Annotated in this window: 15 protein-coding genes; 8 read left to right on the forward strand and 7 right to left on the reverse strand. The window is 67.0% G+C overall.

Features of this window, described 5'->3' with window-relative positions; genetic code table 11:
* Positions 1-97 precede the first annotated feature (97 nt).
* On the forward strand, positions 98-1081 hold the full coding sequence (locus QZ709_RS03490) for a TerC family protein (RefSeq protein WP_294635951.1): 984 nt from the start codon (positions 98-100) through the stop codon (positions 1079-1081).
* 74 nt (positions 1082-1155) lie between these two features.
* Here QZ709_RS03490 and bfr read toward each other — a convergent pair whose 3' ends face one another.
* Positions 1156-1623, reverse strand: a complete 468-nt coding sequence (gene bfr, locus QZ709_RS03495; protein WP_294635952.1) for a bacterioferritin — start codon at positions 1621-1623, stop codon at positions 1156-1158.
* A gap of 508 nt (positions 1624-2131) precedes the next feature.
* Here bfr and QZ709_RS03500 point away from each other — a divergent pair.
* From QZ709_RS03500 to QZ709_RS03520, 5 genes are read left to right on the forward strand one after another with little or no spacing between them, the layout of a single operon-like run.
* Positions 2132-4369 carry a TonB-dependent siderophore receptor gene (locus QZ709_RS03500; RefSeq protein WP_294635953.1) on the forward strand — a complete coding sequence of 746 codons (2238 nt, stop codon included), beginning with the start codon at positions 2132-2134 and terminating at the stop codon, positions 4367-4369.
* A gap of 16 nt (positions 4370-4385) precedes the next feature.
* The gene (locus QZ709_RS03505) at positions 4386-5069 is read left to right on the forward strand and encodes a Fe2+-dependent dioxygenase (protein WP_294635954.1); all 684 of its coding nucleotides are present in this window, start codon (positions 4386-4388) and stop codon (positions 5067-5069) included.
* A gap of 37 nt (positions 5070-5106) precedes the next feature.
* Positions 5107-5385 (forward strand): PepSY domain-containing protein, encoded by a 279-nt coding sequence (locus QZ709_RS03510; RefSeq protein ID WP_294635955.1) that lies wholly within the window; start codon positions 5107-5109, stop codon positions 5383-5385.
* Positions 5382-5936 (forward strand): cytochrome b/b6 domain-containing protein, encoded by a 555-nt coding sequence (locus tag QZ709_RS03515; RefSeq protein ID WP_294635956.1) that lies wholly within the window; start codon positions 5382-5384, stop codon positions 5934-5936. Before QZ709_RS03510 ends, QZ709_RS03515 begins: the two co-directional genes overlap by 4 nt.
* Before the next feature lie 30 nt (positions 5937-5966).
* Positions 5967-7085 (forward strand): alpha-hydroxy acid oxidase, encoded by a 1119-nt coding sequence (locus QZ709_RS03520; protein WP_294635957.1) that lies wholly within the window; start codon positions 5967-5969, stop codon positions 7083-7085.
* A 24-nt stretch (positions 7086-7109) separates the two neighbouring features.
* Here the strand turns inward: QZ709_RS03520 and QZ709_RS03525 are convergent, their stop codons facing one another.
* Positions 7110-8372 (reverse strand): NADH:flavin oxidoreductase/NADH oxidase family protein, encoded by a 1263-nt coding sequence (locus QZ709_RS03525; RefSeq protein ID WP_294635958.1) that lies wholly within the window; start codon positions 8370-8372, stop codon positions 7110-7112.
* Between the two features lie 316 nt (positions 8373-8688).
* On the opposite strand from QZ709_RS03525, the gene QZ709_RS03530 reads away from it, so the two are divergent.
* Complete coding sequence (locus tag QZ709_RS03530; RefSeq protein WP_294635959.1) at positions 8689-9009, forward strand: SWIB/MDM2 domain-containing protein; 321 nt, start codon at positions 8689-8691, stop codon at positions 9007-9009.
* Positions 9010-9131: 122 nt separating this feature from the next.
* Here the strand turns inward: QZ709_RS03530 and QZ709_RS03535 are convergent, their stop codons facing one another.
* Entirely contained in the window at positions 9132-10010 is an 879-nt protein-coding gene (locus QZ709_RS03535; protein WP_294635960.1) for a crotonase/enoyl-CoA hydratase family protein, read from the reverse strand.
* Positions 10011-10255: 245 nt separating this feature from the next.
* Here QZ709_RS03535 and QZ709_RS03540 point away from each other — a divergent pair, with 245 nt between their 5' ends.
* A complete protein-coding gene (locus QZ709_RS03540) occupies positions 10256-10447 on the forward strand; it encodes a hypothetical protein (protein ID WP_294635961.1) in 192 nt (63 codons plus the stop codon).
* Positions 10448-10472: 25 nt separating this feature from the next.
* Here the strand turns inward: QZ709_RS03540 and QZ709_RS03545 are convergent, their stop codons facing one another.
* From QZ709_RS03545 to QZ709_RS03560, 4 genes are read right to left on the reverse strand one after another with little or no spacing between them, the layout of a single operon-like run.
* Positions 10473-10934 carry an NUDIX domain-containing protein gene (locus QZ709_RS03545; protein WP_294636082.1) on the reverse strand — a complete coding sequence of 154 codons (462 nt, stop codon included), beginning with the start codon at positions 10932-10934 and terminating at the stop codon, positions 10473-10475.
* Positions 10935-10969: 35 nt separating this feature from the next.
* Positions 10970-11875 carry an ATP-binding protein gene (locus QZ709_RS03550; protein WP_294635962.1) on the reverse strand — a complete coding sequence of 302 codons (906 nt, stop codon included), beginning with the start codon at positions 11873-11875 and terminating at the stop codon, positions 10970-10972.
* Positions 11876-11905: 30 nt separating this feature from the next.
* On the reverse strand, positions 11906-12694 hold the full coding sequence (locus QZ709_RS03555; RefSeq protein WP_294635963.1) for a DEAD/DEAH box helicase: 789 nt from the start codon (positions 12692-12694) through the stop codon (positions 11906-11908).
* Positions 12695-12701: 7 nt separating this feature from the next.
* Positions 12702-13412: a pyrimidine 5'-nucleotidase gene (locus QZ709_RS03560; protein WP_294635964.1), complete on the reverse strand. Its 711-nt coding sequence runs from the start codon at positions 13410-13412 to the stop codon at positions 12702-12704.
* Position 13413 lies beyond the last annotated feature (1 nt).

Raw genomic sequence — 13413 nt, forward strand, 5'->3', positions numbered from 1 at the left:
AGTGCCCCCTGGCGTCAGCACGCCAGGCCACCACAGCAAGACCTTCCGGTGACCAACCCGTGCCGTCCGTGGCACGCCTTTGATCACCGGAGCAAACATGCTGTCGATAGCGCCCTTGTGGCTGTGGTTCGTTTTTGCCGCCATCGTGCTGGTGGCCCTGTTCGTCGACTTCGTCGTCCTGAAGAAACAGGGGGCCCATGCCGTCACCGTCCCCGAAGCCATTCGCTGGTCCCTGGTGTGGGTCGGCATCAGCCTGGCCTTCAATGGCCTGTTGTGGTGGGCGTTCGCGCAGGACCAGGGCGTGGCCGTGGCCAACACCAAGGCGCTGGAGTTCCTGACCGGCTACCTGATCGAGAAGTCACTCGCGGTCGACAACATCTTTGTCTTCCTGATGATCTTCACCTACTTCGCGGTGCCGCCGGCCTACCAGAAGCGGGTGCTGATGATCGGCATCATCGGCGCCATCGTGCTGCGCACGATCATGATCCTGGTGGGGGGCTGGCTGATCAGCGAGTTCCACTGGGTTCTCTATCTGTTCGGCGCCTTCCTCTTCCTCACGGGTGTGAAGATGTGGTGGGCGGCCGACAAGGAGCCCAACCTCGAAGACAACCCGGCGCTCAAGTTGCTGCGCCGCGTGCTGCCGGTCAGCGACCGGTTTGACGGCGAACGGTTCTGGACGGTGCAACGCGGCGTGCGCATTGCCACCCCGCTGCTGCTGGTGGTGGCCCTGGTCGGCCTGACGGACGTGATCTTCGCAGTGGACTCGATCCCCGCCATCTACGCCATCACCACCGACCCGTTCATCGTGCTGACGTCCAACATCCTGGCCATCCTCGGCCTGCGGGCGATGTACTTCCTGCTCGCCGCGATGGCCGCCAAGTTCCACCTGCTGAGCTATGGCCTGGCCGTGGTGCTGGTCTTCATCGGCACGAAGATGATGCTGATCGACCTGTACAAGATCCCGGTGCTGGTGTCGCTCGGCGTGGTGATCGGCATCCTTGCCGTCACGATGATCTGGAGCGTGAAGACCGCGCCGAGCATCGGTGGCAGCAAGACCGCGACCGACGGCCCGCAGGCCTGACCCGCCCTGCCGAGGCCTGTGGCGCAAGGCGTCCGCATCCCGCGGCGTCTTGCACGGGCCGGGCGGCAGCGACGTCAGCCGAGCTGGCTTTGCAGGTAGTTCGGCAGCCCTATCAGACGGATGAGGTTGAGCTGCTGAGACAGCCAGTGCGCGTGGTCTTCCTCGGTGTCGATCAGCATCGGCAGCAGGATGTCGCGGGTGACGAAATCGCGCTCGTGTTCGCACAAGGCCATCACCTCACGGAGGTGGGCCGTCACCGAGATCTCCACGGCCAGGTCGTTGGCGAAAATCTCCGGCACATCGTGGCCGATCGTCAGCGTCGACGGCTTCATGTCGGGATGGCCGCCCAGCATCAGGATGCGCCGGATCAGGGCATCGGCGTGCCCCGTCTCATCCTCCATTTCGTGCGCGATGCGAGCGGCCACCTTGGCGAACCCCCACTCGGCGAGCATGCGCGAATGGATGAAGTACTGATCGCGTGCCGCCAGCTCGTCGACGAGCAGGGCGTTGAGGGCGACCACCACGGCAGGTGAGCCATGCATAGGGGAGACTCCGAAACAGAACAACCCGGTGATCATGCACCGGGCGCCCCTTGCCGGGACCGCGGCGCTCCCGGGGGTTGATGCAGATCAGCCACACCCGAAGCGAGCCCCGATCGCTTGCAAATGAGAATCGTTTGCATTAAAGTTCCCCCATGCGCTGACCTGCTCAGCGTCGTTTCGCGAGGAGCGCAAACCGTCTGACAGGACGGCCGCTCCGGTGTGGGGACATCGGGATCCTGGGGCAAGTGGGGCTGACGGATCCGTGTGCGAAACGGCGTGGGTCAGCGCATTTTTTTTGGTCGACTGGCCCGCCAAGTGTGGCGGGGAAGTGTCATCCCCCCGTCTCAGCGGTCGGGCTTGGATGCCAACAGTATTACGAATCGTTATCATTTGCAAATCTACCGGTTCCTCTCGCCCGCCAGCCCGTCCCTGTCCGGACCAGCCAGCCACCCGGAGCCCGGCATTCCAGGCCTGCACCGCAGGCCCCCTGCCCTCTGGAGTTCTTCTCATGTCCCGACGTCGCACTCGTGTGGCCCGCCCTGCGCAGGCCCCCACCCGATCTCTCCCGACCGTCCTGCCGCTCGGCGCCCTGGCCGCCGGCGTGGGCCTGAGCCTGCTGGCGGTGCCGGTGATGGCGCAGACGGCCAACAATGCGGCTACTGCTGAAAGTGCCGCAGCCGGTGCCACCCTACCCACGGTCGGGGTGAAGGCAAAAAACGTCGCCAAGCCCGCAGCCAAGGAGACCTACCAGGCGGTCACCACGACGATCGGCAAGGGCAAGCAGGAACTGCGCGACATTCCCCAGTCCGTCACCGTCGTGACTGAAAAGCTGATGGACGACCGCAACCTGACCGACCTGAAGGACGTGCTGCGCACCACCGCCGGCGTGACCTTCCTGGCCGGCGAAACGGGTGAGGAAGACGTCCGCCTGCGCGGCTTCTCGCTGGCCCAGGCTGGCGACCTGTACATCGACGGCATGCGTGACCCCTCGCTGTACGAACGCGACACCTTCAATTACGACCGCGTGGAAGTGCTGCGGGGCTCGGCGTCGATGCTGTTCGGCCGCGGCTCCACGGGCGGCGTGGTGAACCAGGTCAACAAGCAGCCGTTCCTGATGAACCAGACGGAGATCGAGACGACGGCTGGCACCGGCAACATGTACCGTGTGACGGCCGACGTCAACGTGAAGACCGGGGACAACGCGGCACTGCGCATCAACGCGATGAAGCACGAGGCGGACAACCACGGCGCGACCGTTTCGAAGCAGGGCATCGCCCCGACGTTCCGCTGGGGCATCGGCACAGCGGACGAGTTCACCGCCAGCCTCTATCACCTCGAGTACGACAACAACCCGATCTACGCGCACCGCTGGTTCCTGGTCAACGGCAAGATCAAGCCGGTGATGGCCAACAACGCGTTCTATGGCCTGGACAGCGACTACAACAAGGGTGGGGCAGACTACGCGACCCTGACCCACCTGAAGCGTTTGGGTGGCGGCGCCGAACTCAAGACCAGCCTGCGTCACGGTCACTTCGAACGCGACCTGCTGGCCACCGTGCCGGCCTATGCGTCGGGCACCACGCTGGCCAACTTCAGTGACGCCACGGTGCTGACCCGCAACCAGTCGAAGGGACGCGTGTCGGCCACGACCGGCACCCTGCTGCAGAGCGACTACACCAACAAGCTCATGCTGGCCGGCATGGAGCACAGCGTGATTGCCGGGGTAGACCTGTCGTGGGACAAGGGCCGACGCGCCAACACCTATCCTCAGACCCGTACTGGCACCAGCCTCAACACCACCGTGGGCAACCCGGACGACGGCGCCACCTTTGTGGACACCCGTGCCCCGGCCGCGTTCAACTACTTCAGCTCGCGCAACCTCGGCGCCTACGCGCAGGACATGGTCGCCATCACCCCGACGGTGAAGCTCATCGGCGGCATGCGCTACGACGCATTCTCGGCCCACTACCGCAACGCGACCGAGAACTACGACCGCACTGACTACCTGTGGAGCAGCCGCATCGGGGCGTTGTATCAGCCCACCGACTGGGCCTCGTTCCACGTGTCGCGCGGCACGTCGTTCAACGTCTCTGCCGACGCCTATCAGTTCGAACTCAACTCGGCGAACCGTGCGAAGCAGTCGGTGGTCGACCCTGAAAAGAGCCGCAACACCGAGATCGGCACCAAGCTGACCCTGCTGGATCAGCGCCTGTCGGTCGGCGCATCGCTCTTCTATTCCGAGAAGTACAACGAGCGCAACAACGATCCCGACTCGAACACCATCATTCTGTCGGGCAAGCGGCACGCCGCCGGCCTGGACATCGACATCGCCGGTCAGGTCACGGACAAGTGGGAGTCCTACCTCTCGTGGACCTGGATCCCCGATGCCCGGATCGACGAAGCGAAAGGGGTGACCGGCAACACCCCACGCGCGGGCGATCGCCCGGGTCTGACGCCCAAGCACAGCGGCAGCCTCTGGAACACCTACCAATTGACGCCGCAGATTCGCGCGGGCCTGGGCATCAACCACCGCGGCTCGCAGACTCCGCCGGCCAACCGGACCATCCGTGCCGACGACTTCACCACGTTCGACGTGATGGCCGAGTACATCGTCAACTGGCGGACCTCGCTGCGCTTCAACATTTCGAACGTGACGAACCGTCTGTATGTCGATCAGGTCTACAACGGCTTCTACGTGCCTGGTGCCGCCCGCTCGGCCCAGCTCACGCTGAAGGTCACACTCTGAGCCTGAGGGCACCGCCATGCTGCTGCAGATCCCCGACGTCCTGACCGCCGACGAGCTCGGCCAGATCCGGGCAGCCTTTGCCGAGGCCAGCTGGCGGGATGGCAGACGCACGGCAGGCAGCCAGGCGGTGCACGCCAAACAGAACGAACAACTGGCCCCGGACAGCACGCCAGCGCAGCTGGCTCGCCAGGTGATCCTGCAGGCACTGGACCGCCACCCGCTGTTCTTCTCGGCCACCCTGCCTGCCAGGATCTTCCCACCGCAGTTCAACCGCTACGGCGGCGAAAGCAACTTCTACGGCGACCACGTCGATGGCGCCGTGATGCACTCGGTCACCAGCGGACAGCGCGTCCGTTCCGACGTGAGCTGCACCGTCTTCCTGGCCGATCCCGACGAGTACGACGGTGGCGAACTGGTGATCAACGACACCTACGGCCACAAGGCCGTCAAGCTGCCGGCCGGCCATGCGGTGATCTACCCCAGCACCAGCGTCCACCGCGTCGAGCACGTCACGCGTGGACACCGCATCGCCAGCTTCTTCTGGATCCAGAGCATGGTGCGCAGCGACGAACAACGGCGTCTGCTCTTCGATCTCGACATGAACCTCGTGCGCCTGCGTGAAGCGCATGGCGAAAGCACGACGGTCGTCGGCCTGACGGGCACGTACCACAACCTCCTTCGCATGTGGGCGGAAACCTGAGCCCGCCCGCGTTCACATCCCCACTGAAAGCACGCCCATGAACATCACCCGCACCCTCGCCACAGCTGCCGTGGCCCTGTTGCCCGCCCTCGTCCTCGCCCACGGCGAAGGCGTGGAATGCAAGGTGCCCGCCAACGAGTGGCGCCCGAAGGAAGAACTGGCCAGCAAGCTCGAGAAGGAAGGCTGGACCATCCGCAAGCTCAAGGTCGACAACGGCTGCTACGAGGTGTACGGCTTTGACGCCAAGGGCAAGAAGCGCGAGTCGTACTTCAACCCGAAGACGTTGGAAACCGTGACCGACGTGCTGCAGAAATGACCCCGGCCCGCAGCCTGCGGGTCTGGGACCCGCTGGTTCGCGCGTTGCATTGGTCTCTGGTCATGGCAGTGGCCGTCACGTGGCTCAGCACACTGCGCGTCGGCATCCCCCTCGCCTGGCATGAGCCTGCGGGCTACGTCGCCATCGGGTGCATCGCCATGCGGCTCGTCTGGGGCGTGTACGGCACGCGGTACGCCCGCTTTCGCCAGTTCGTCCGTCGCCCGTCCACCACGTTACGCTACGCGCAGGCTGTCCGGCAAGGCCGCGCCCCCCGGCACATCGGGCACAACCCGCTGGGTGGGTGGATGGTGCTGACGCTGCTGGCCTCCACGGCGGCCATCGCAGTCAGCGGCTGGCTCCAGACGACCGATCGGTACTGGGGCAGCGAAACGCTCGAATGGGTGCACACCGGCTTGGCCTGGTCCCTGTTGGGTCTGATCTTCCTGCATGTCCTCGGTGTCATCGTCACGTCGCGGCACCACGGCGAGAATCTGGTGCTTGCCATGCTCGATGGCCGAAAGGCGCCCGCATCGGGCAACGACGTGGCCTGACCCGCGCTCCCCCTTCGTCCCCGGCACACCATGTCGTCACCTCCCCTGCAAGCCATCCCGTCTGACACAGCCAGCCTGGCCGACTACGAACGGCACGCCGGCACTCGTCTGGACGTACCGACCTGGGCCTGGCTGCAAGGCGGCGCGGCCGACGAGCTCACCATCCGCGCCAACCGCGATGCGTGGGACCGCCTGACACTGCACCCCCGTGTGCTGAGGCGACTGGCAGGGGGGCACACGCGTACCACCCTCTTCGGGCGCACGCTGGCTCATCCGGTGATCCTCGCGCCGGTGGCCTACCACCGCCTCGCCCATGCAGACGGCGAGATCGGCGTCGCCTTGGCGGCTGCAGCGCAGGGCGCAGGCCTGGTCCTCAGTTCGCAGGCCAGCACCCGGCTGGAAGACGTGGCACAGGCCATCGGCAGCGACCCGGATCGGGGCCCCCTGTGGATGCAGCTCTACATACAGCCGGATCGCGCCTTCACCCGGGACCTCGTCGCACGGGCCGTCGCCTCGGGCTATGAGGCTCTCGTCCTGACCGTCGACGCCCCCACCAGCGGCGCACGGGACCGTGAGCGCCGCACCGGCTTCTCGCTGCCAGACGGTATCTCTGCCGTGAACCTCCGCGGCGTGCGCCCGTCCCTGAAGGTCTCGCTGCGCCCGGGCCAGAGCGCCTTGTTCGACGACCTGCTGCACCACGCACCCACATGGGACGATGTCGCCTGGCTGCGCAGCATCACGCATCTGCCCATTCTGCTGAAGGGCGTCCTGCACCCGGACGACGCCCGGCTGGCCTGTGAACAGGGCGCACACGGGCTTGTCGTGTCCAACCATGGCGGGCGCACCCTCGACACCGTACCGGCCACGGCGCATGCACTGCCTCGCGTGGTCGAAGCCACACAGGGGCAGATTCCGGTCATCGTAGACGGGGGCATCCGTCGCGGCACCGATGTGCTCAAGGCCCTGGCCCTGGGCGCACAGGCCGTGATGGTGGGCCGCCCCTATGTGCACGCACTGGCCACCGCCGGCGCGCGTGGCGTGGCGCATTGCATTCGGCTGTTGCGCGACGAGTTCGAAATCGCCATGGCGCTCACCGGCTGCGCCACGGTGGCCGACATCGGCCCCCAGGTCCTCTGCCGTACAGACTGACGCGCCAGCCAGGGGACAGCCCCGTCAACTCGCCCGCAAGCGCGTCGGCTTCTTCTTGCGCCCCAGGCCCGCCTGCTTGATCAGAAAGCCCAGCAGCACCCACAGCGCCGATTCCTTCGGCTTGGGCGGCTCTCCCCGGCCGATGCGCTTGAGCTGCCCCGTGTACCACGTCACCTCCATCAGCCCCATGCGATCGACCATGCCAATGCCTGTGCGGATCGGGCGCACGGTCTGCTGCGGCTGTTGCCCAGCCAGCAGGCGCCGCGGCAGATCAGGCTCGATCGCCAGTGCGCGCGCCAGACCGACGAAGTCGACCGCCCCGGAGGTCACGGCCTCGGCCATGCCCTCCAGCGAGCGAAAGCCACCCGTCACGACCAGCGGCACACGCACGGCCTGGCGCGCCTTCTCGGCAAACGCGAGAAAGTAGGCCTCACGCTGCCGTGTGCTCTCCTTGACCGGCTGCGCCTTGTCCTTCACCCCCGTCATGGCCGGGGCCTCGTACGTGCCGCCCGACACCTCGATCAGGTCGATGCCGGCCTCGGCCAGCGCACGGATGGTGTCCAGCGACTCCTCTTCCGTGAAGCCGCCTCGCTGGAAATCGGCCGAGTTGAGCTTGATGCCGATCGGGAAATCCGGGCCGACCGCCTCGCGCATGGCCCGGTACACGGCCAGCACGAAACGCCGCCGCTTCTCGGGCGTGCCGCCCCACTCGTCTTCGCGGCGGTTGTGATGGGGTGACAGGAACTGGCTGACCAGGTAGCCATGGGCGCCATGGATCTGCACCCCCGTGAACCCGGCGCGCTTGACCACGCCCGCCGCCACACCGAACCGGGCCACCAGGGCGCGCACCTCGGCGTCCGTCAACTCACGCGGGGTGGGAAAAAAGGCCTGCATGTCCGGTCGGAACGGCACGGCCGACGGCGCGACGTTTTCGCGGTTGAGCCCCTTGGGCGCCTGCTTGCCGGGATGGTTGAGCTGAACCCAGCATTGCGCGCCCCCTCGGGTGGCGGCATGGGCCCAGGCCGTCAGGGCCGCCAGGTGCTCGTCGCTCTCGATGACGACGTTGCCCGGCTCGCCGAGCGCCCCCCGGTCAATCATCACATTGCCCGTCACGCACAGGCCGATGCCGCCATCGGCCCAGGCCCCGTACAGCCGGACCAGTTCCGGCGTCGGCGCGCCGGCCCGCGTGCCCAGGGCTTCGCTCATGGCCGATTTGAACAGGCGGTTGCGAACCACCGAGCCATTGGGCAGGGTGAAGGGCTGGGCCAGCACGGCTTGAGGGGTCATCAACTTGCTCCTGGGTCGAGGGGGACCCCCTGGATTGAACACCAAAGCGCGTTCATGCCAAGCCGGCTGTCACGGTATGTTCCATGCACCGCCATTCCAGGGTGCCGGCATACCGCTTGCTCTCCCGGGCTCGCGGGCCGGGCCGGCGCTTCACGGGGCAAAATCGTGACGTGCCCCGGCCACATTGGCCAGGAAAGCATGGTTTTGCCTGGGAAGAAGCATTACCATGTCCGATGCATCGCCTCAGAGGAACGCTTGCGCACGCAGCCAGCGCCCGGGGCCCACAGATTCCGACTTCTCTCTGGAGTGAATTCACATGGCAACTGCGAAGAAAGCCCCGGCCAAGAAGGCCGCCACCAAGACTGCCGACAAGGCAGCTGCTCCGAAGCGCGCCCCGAACGCCGCCTTCTCCAAGCCCCTGACCCCGAGCCCGCTGCTGGCCGCCGTCATCGGCAAGGACCCGCTGCCGCGTACCGAGGTCACCAAGAAGGTGTGGGATTACATCAAGGCACACAAGCTGCAAGATGAAGCCAACAAGCGCAACATCAATGCCGACGCCAAGCTGAAGCCCATCTTCGGCAAGGATCAGGTCACGATGTTCGAACTGACCAAGCTCATCAGCAACCAGCTGAGCTGATCGGTTCGCGAGCCTGGGCGGCGCACGCGTTGCCCGATGCGCGCCCTGCATCGCATCCCGAGCCCGGCCTTGCGCCGGGCTTTTTCATGGTGCAGCGCCTGCGCGTGGACGCACGGCCTGCGTCACCACCACGGATAGAACGGCGGCATGTCGGACGCCTGGCTGGCAAACCGGGCCGGGCGCTTCTCGAGAAAGGCCTGCACGCCCTCCTTGCCATCGCCGATGCTGGTGTAGAACATTGCCAGCGAATCCACCTGGTGGGCCGCCAGCGGGTGCGGCTGGGCCGCATTGCGGTACATCATCTGGCGCGTCAGCGCGATGCCCACCGCCGAGCGCTCGGTCGCAATGCGGCGCGCGATCTTCAGGGCCTCGTTCAGCAGTTGCTCGGCCGGCACGACGGCCTTGACCAGGCCGCCACGCAGTGCCTCCTGGCCATCGAACACATCGGCCATGTAGGTCCATTCCAGCGCCTGAGAGATGCCCACGATGCGCGGCAGGAACCAGCTGGAGCAGGCTTCGGGCACGATCCCGATGCGGCCGAACACGAAGCCGATGCGCGCCTTGTCCGACGCCAGGCGGATGTCCATCGGCAGCGTCATCGTGGCGCCGATGCCCACCGCGGCCCCGTTGATGGCGCCAATGACCGGCTTCTTGCAATCGAAGATGGAGAGCACCACCCGCCCCCCGGTGTCGCGCACCCCGTTCAGGATGGCAGGGTCGTCGAGCCGCTCGCGAAGGTCTTCCAGGGTCGGTCGCTGCTGCTCGTCCAGGCCGAAGACGTTGCCGCCCACCGAGAGGTCCATGCCCGCACAGAAGGCCTTGCCCGCGCCCGTCACGACAACGGCCCTCATCGCATCGTCCTGGCTGGCACGCTGAAAGGCATCGACCAGTTCGTTCGCCATCTCCACCGTGAAGGCGTTGAGTTGCTCGGGCCGGTTCAGTCTCAGCAGCAGCACCCCATCGGGATCCACGTTCCAGTCGAGGGTCTGGTAAGGGCTCATCGCTTGTCTCGCTTTCTGTGTGTCGTTGTTGATCAACATCGACTGCTTCAATGCGCAGGTGTCCCAGAATAGCGCAGGGGTATGCCCCTTGACGGAGCAGCCCACCCCCGGGATGCTACGGAGGAACAAGACATGTCGGCCGGGCACACAATGCGCCCGCGCAACATGCGCTTGAACACGGTGGCGCCCAGAAGGCGCCTGAAACTGACAGGGCGCAACCCTGCGCCCCCAACTGGAGACAAATGATGTGGAAGATGCTCGTGGGTTTCGTGGTGTTCGCCGCGATCGTGGTGTTGGTGCTCAGCAAGACCGACGCCAACATCGACATGGGCGGTGAGAAGCACGGGATCGACGCAACCCACACCGAAGAGCCCGCCTCGGCTGCCAGCGCCCCGGCCAGCGAAGCCGCACCGGCCGCCAGCGCCGCGTCGAACTGAGTCCGCGGCGCCTCGGCGCCGTGAATCAGTCGCCCGCCGGGCTGTCCTGGTGGGTGAGCCCAGCATGGCCGCGTTCGGCGGCCAGCCACTGCAGCACAGGAATGGTGCCCGGCAACACCGGCATCACCTCGACAGGCAAGGACTGCCACGCCATGTGCTGCCCCTCCCGCATCTCGAACACTCCATCCCAGGTGTAGACCTTGCAGAAATGCAGGCGCACGCGGGCGTGGGGGTAGTCCATCACCTCCACCTGCCAGGGATGGGCCTCGCCGATGGTGATGCCGAGCTCCTCGGTGAGCTCCCGGCGCAAGGCCTGCTCGACCGTTTCCCCGGCTTCCAGCTTGCCGCCCGGAAACTCCCAGTAGCCCGCGTAGACCTTGCCTTCCGGGCGCGAGGTCAGCAGAAAGCGCCCTTCGCGCCCGTGCGCATCGCGCTCGATCAGCACGCCCACGGCCACCTCGACCGGCACACGGTCGGTCGCGTCCATCACGTGGTACGACTTGCGTTCGGACGATGCCGTGCTCATGACGCATCCCCCTGGAGTCGGCCAGCGTGGTCGCGCGCAAACTGGTACGCCACACGACCGGAACGCGACCCGCGCTCGATTGCCCACACGAGGGCCTCGGGCCGGGCGGCCTCGATGGCGTCGGCATCCAGGCCGAAATGGCTCAGCCACTGCGCCACGATGGCCAGGTACTCGTCCTGGCTGAACGGGTAGAAGCTGATCCACAGGCCGAAGCGCTCGGACAGCGAGATCTTCTCCTCCACAACCTCGCCGGGATGGAGTTCACCATCGTCCGAGCGGGTGTAGCTCTTGTTGTCGGAGTGGTATTCGGGCAGCAGGTGCCGCCGGTTCGACGTGGCGACGATCAGCACGTTGTCCCCGCTGGCCGACACCGTGCCGTCGAGGATGGACTTCAGGGCCTTGTAGCCGGGCTCGCCTTCGTCGAAGCTGAGGTCGTCGCAGAACACGATGAAGCGCTCAGGCCGGTGGCTCACCAGGTCGATCAGGTCCGGCAGGTCGATCATGTCGGCCTTGTCGACCTCGATCAGGCGCAGACCGTCGGCCGCGTGAGCCTGCAGGGCTGCCTTCACCAGAGACGATTTGCCGGTGCCGCGGGCGCCGCTGAGCAGCACGTTGTTGGCAGGCCGTCCCGCCACGAACTGCGCCAGGTTGCGCGCAAAGCGTGCCTTCTGGGTATCGACCTCCTGCAGGTCGTCGTAGCCGATGCGGGCCACGTGGCGCACCGGCTCGAGCCAGCCCGACGCCCACGCGGCCGTGCTGCGTTTGCGATAGCGAAAGGCCACGGAGGCCTGCCAGTCGGGCGCAATCACGGGACTGTGATGCGGCGAGGGAACGAGGGATTCGAGGCGCTGCAGCAGGGATTCCGCGCGCGCGATCAGGGACACGACGTCAGGGGAGCTCATGCCCGCGAGTGTAGAACGCACGCACCCCGCTCAGGCCGGCAGCCGATGGAGCCCCTGCGGTGTGACGGCCCACACCTGGTCCGCTCCGGCTGGACGGATGGGATGCATGCCGGTGAAGGCCCCGAAGGCCGGCAGGACGCCGACGGGGCGCACACCGGCATCGCCCAGCCAGAAGCACGGCAGGCGCAGGCGGTCGCGCCCCGGCGCCTGAACGTGCACGCACGGGTGCAGGTGGCCGCTCAGCGTGTAGCCCGCGCCGGCCACCGGCTCGGGATGGTGGGCACACGCCAACAGCCCATGTCGCCAGTGCCCTTCTTCGGGCAGGCAGATCAGCCGCTCGCCAAGCAGGCCTTGCAGGGCCGACAGGTCCGCTCGGGCCCGGGTGTCGTGGTTGCCACCGATCAGCACCAATTCCGCCGGGAGACCACCAGGGCGGCCCGCAGCCCACGCGGCCATGGCCCGGGCAAAGCGCGCCGGGCTGTCTCCCCCCTGGGGCCCATGGAACAGGTCGCCCAGCACGACCAGCCGGCGCGCCGCCGTCGCGTGCAGGGCTGCAGCCAGGCGCGCCAGCGTGTCGCCATCGGCCCCGCTGCGGGCCGACGCCGGCAGGGGCACGCCCAGGGCGCTGAACTGATGGGCCTTGCCCAGGTGCGCATCGGCCACCAGCAGGGTGCCGCCTGCAGGCCATTCGGTTCCGGCCGGGGCGTGGCCCGCGGCGCCATCGGCGGCGCCACCCGCTTGGTCCGGGGGCAACCAGGCGGTGCGGTCGGATCGCAGCCACACCGTCACGCCAGCCAGGCTCACGGATTGAGCGTGCATGGCCACGTCAGCGAGGACGATGCGGCCGCCAGTGGTGCAGGGCCCGGAGCCGCCGGATCCTGGCATGCAACCAGCGCGGACGCCCCCGACCCGTGGCCGTCTCGGGGCCATGGGGGTTGTCCTTCAGGTAGTGCCGCATCCACACGGTGCCCAGACCCAGTTTCTGGGCGCTGCGCAGGTTGGCCAGGGTGTCCTCGACCAGGATGCAGCGGTGGGCCGGCAACTTCAGCCGCGCCAGCACCACGCGCAACATGCGCGTGTCGGGCTTGGGCCGCAGGTCGCCGAACACACGCATGGCCTCGATGGACACCACGGTCTCGAACACGCCGGCCAGATCCAGGGTGGTCAGCACCCGCTGCGCATACTCGGCCGGGGCGTTGGTCAGCAGGATCTTGCGCCCCGGCAGCCGCAGCAGCGCCAGCCGGTCCACATGCGGCATGGACAGCGCCCCCTCCAGCCCAGGCAGGGTGTGCGTCTGGGCCAGGAAGTGAGCAGCGCGGATGCCATGGTGGCGCTCCAGCCCGAGCAGGGTGGCGCCGTAGCGGCGCCAGTAGTGCAGGCGCAGGGCATCGGCCTCTGGGGGCGGCAGGCCAAGGTGGGTGACGATGTACTCCGTCATCGACTGGTTCAGTCGCCCGAAGACCGCCCGGCTCGCATCGTGCAGGGTGTTGTCGAGATCAAAGAGCCAGATCGGCGCGGAAGACGGCGGACGTGGCATG

Origin of the sequence: uncultured Aquabacterium sp. (assembly GCF_913773725.1) — a bacterium.
Classification (GTDB): domain Bacteria; phylum Pseudomonadota; class Gammaproteobacteria; order Burkholderiales; family Burkholderiaceae_C; genus Aquabacterium.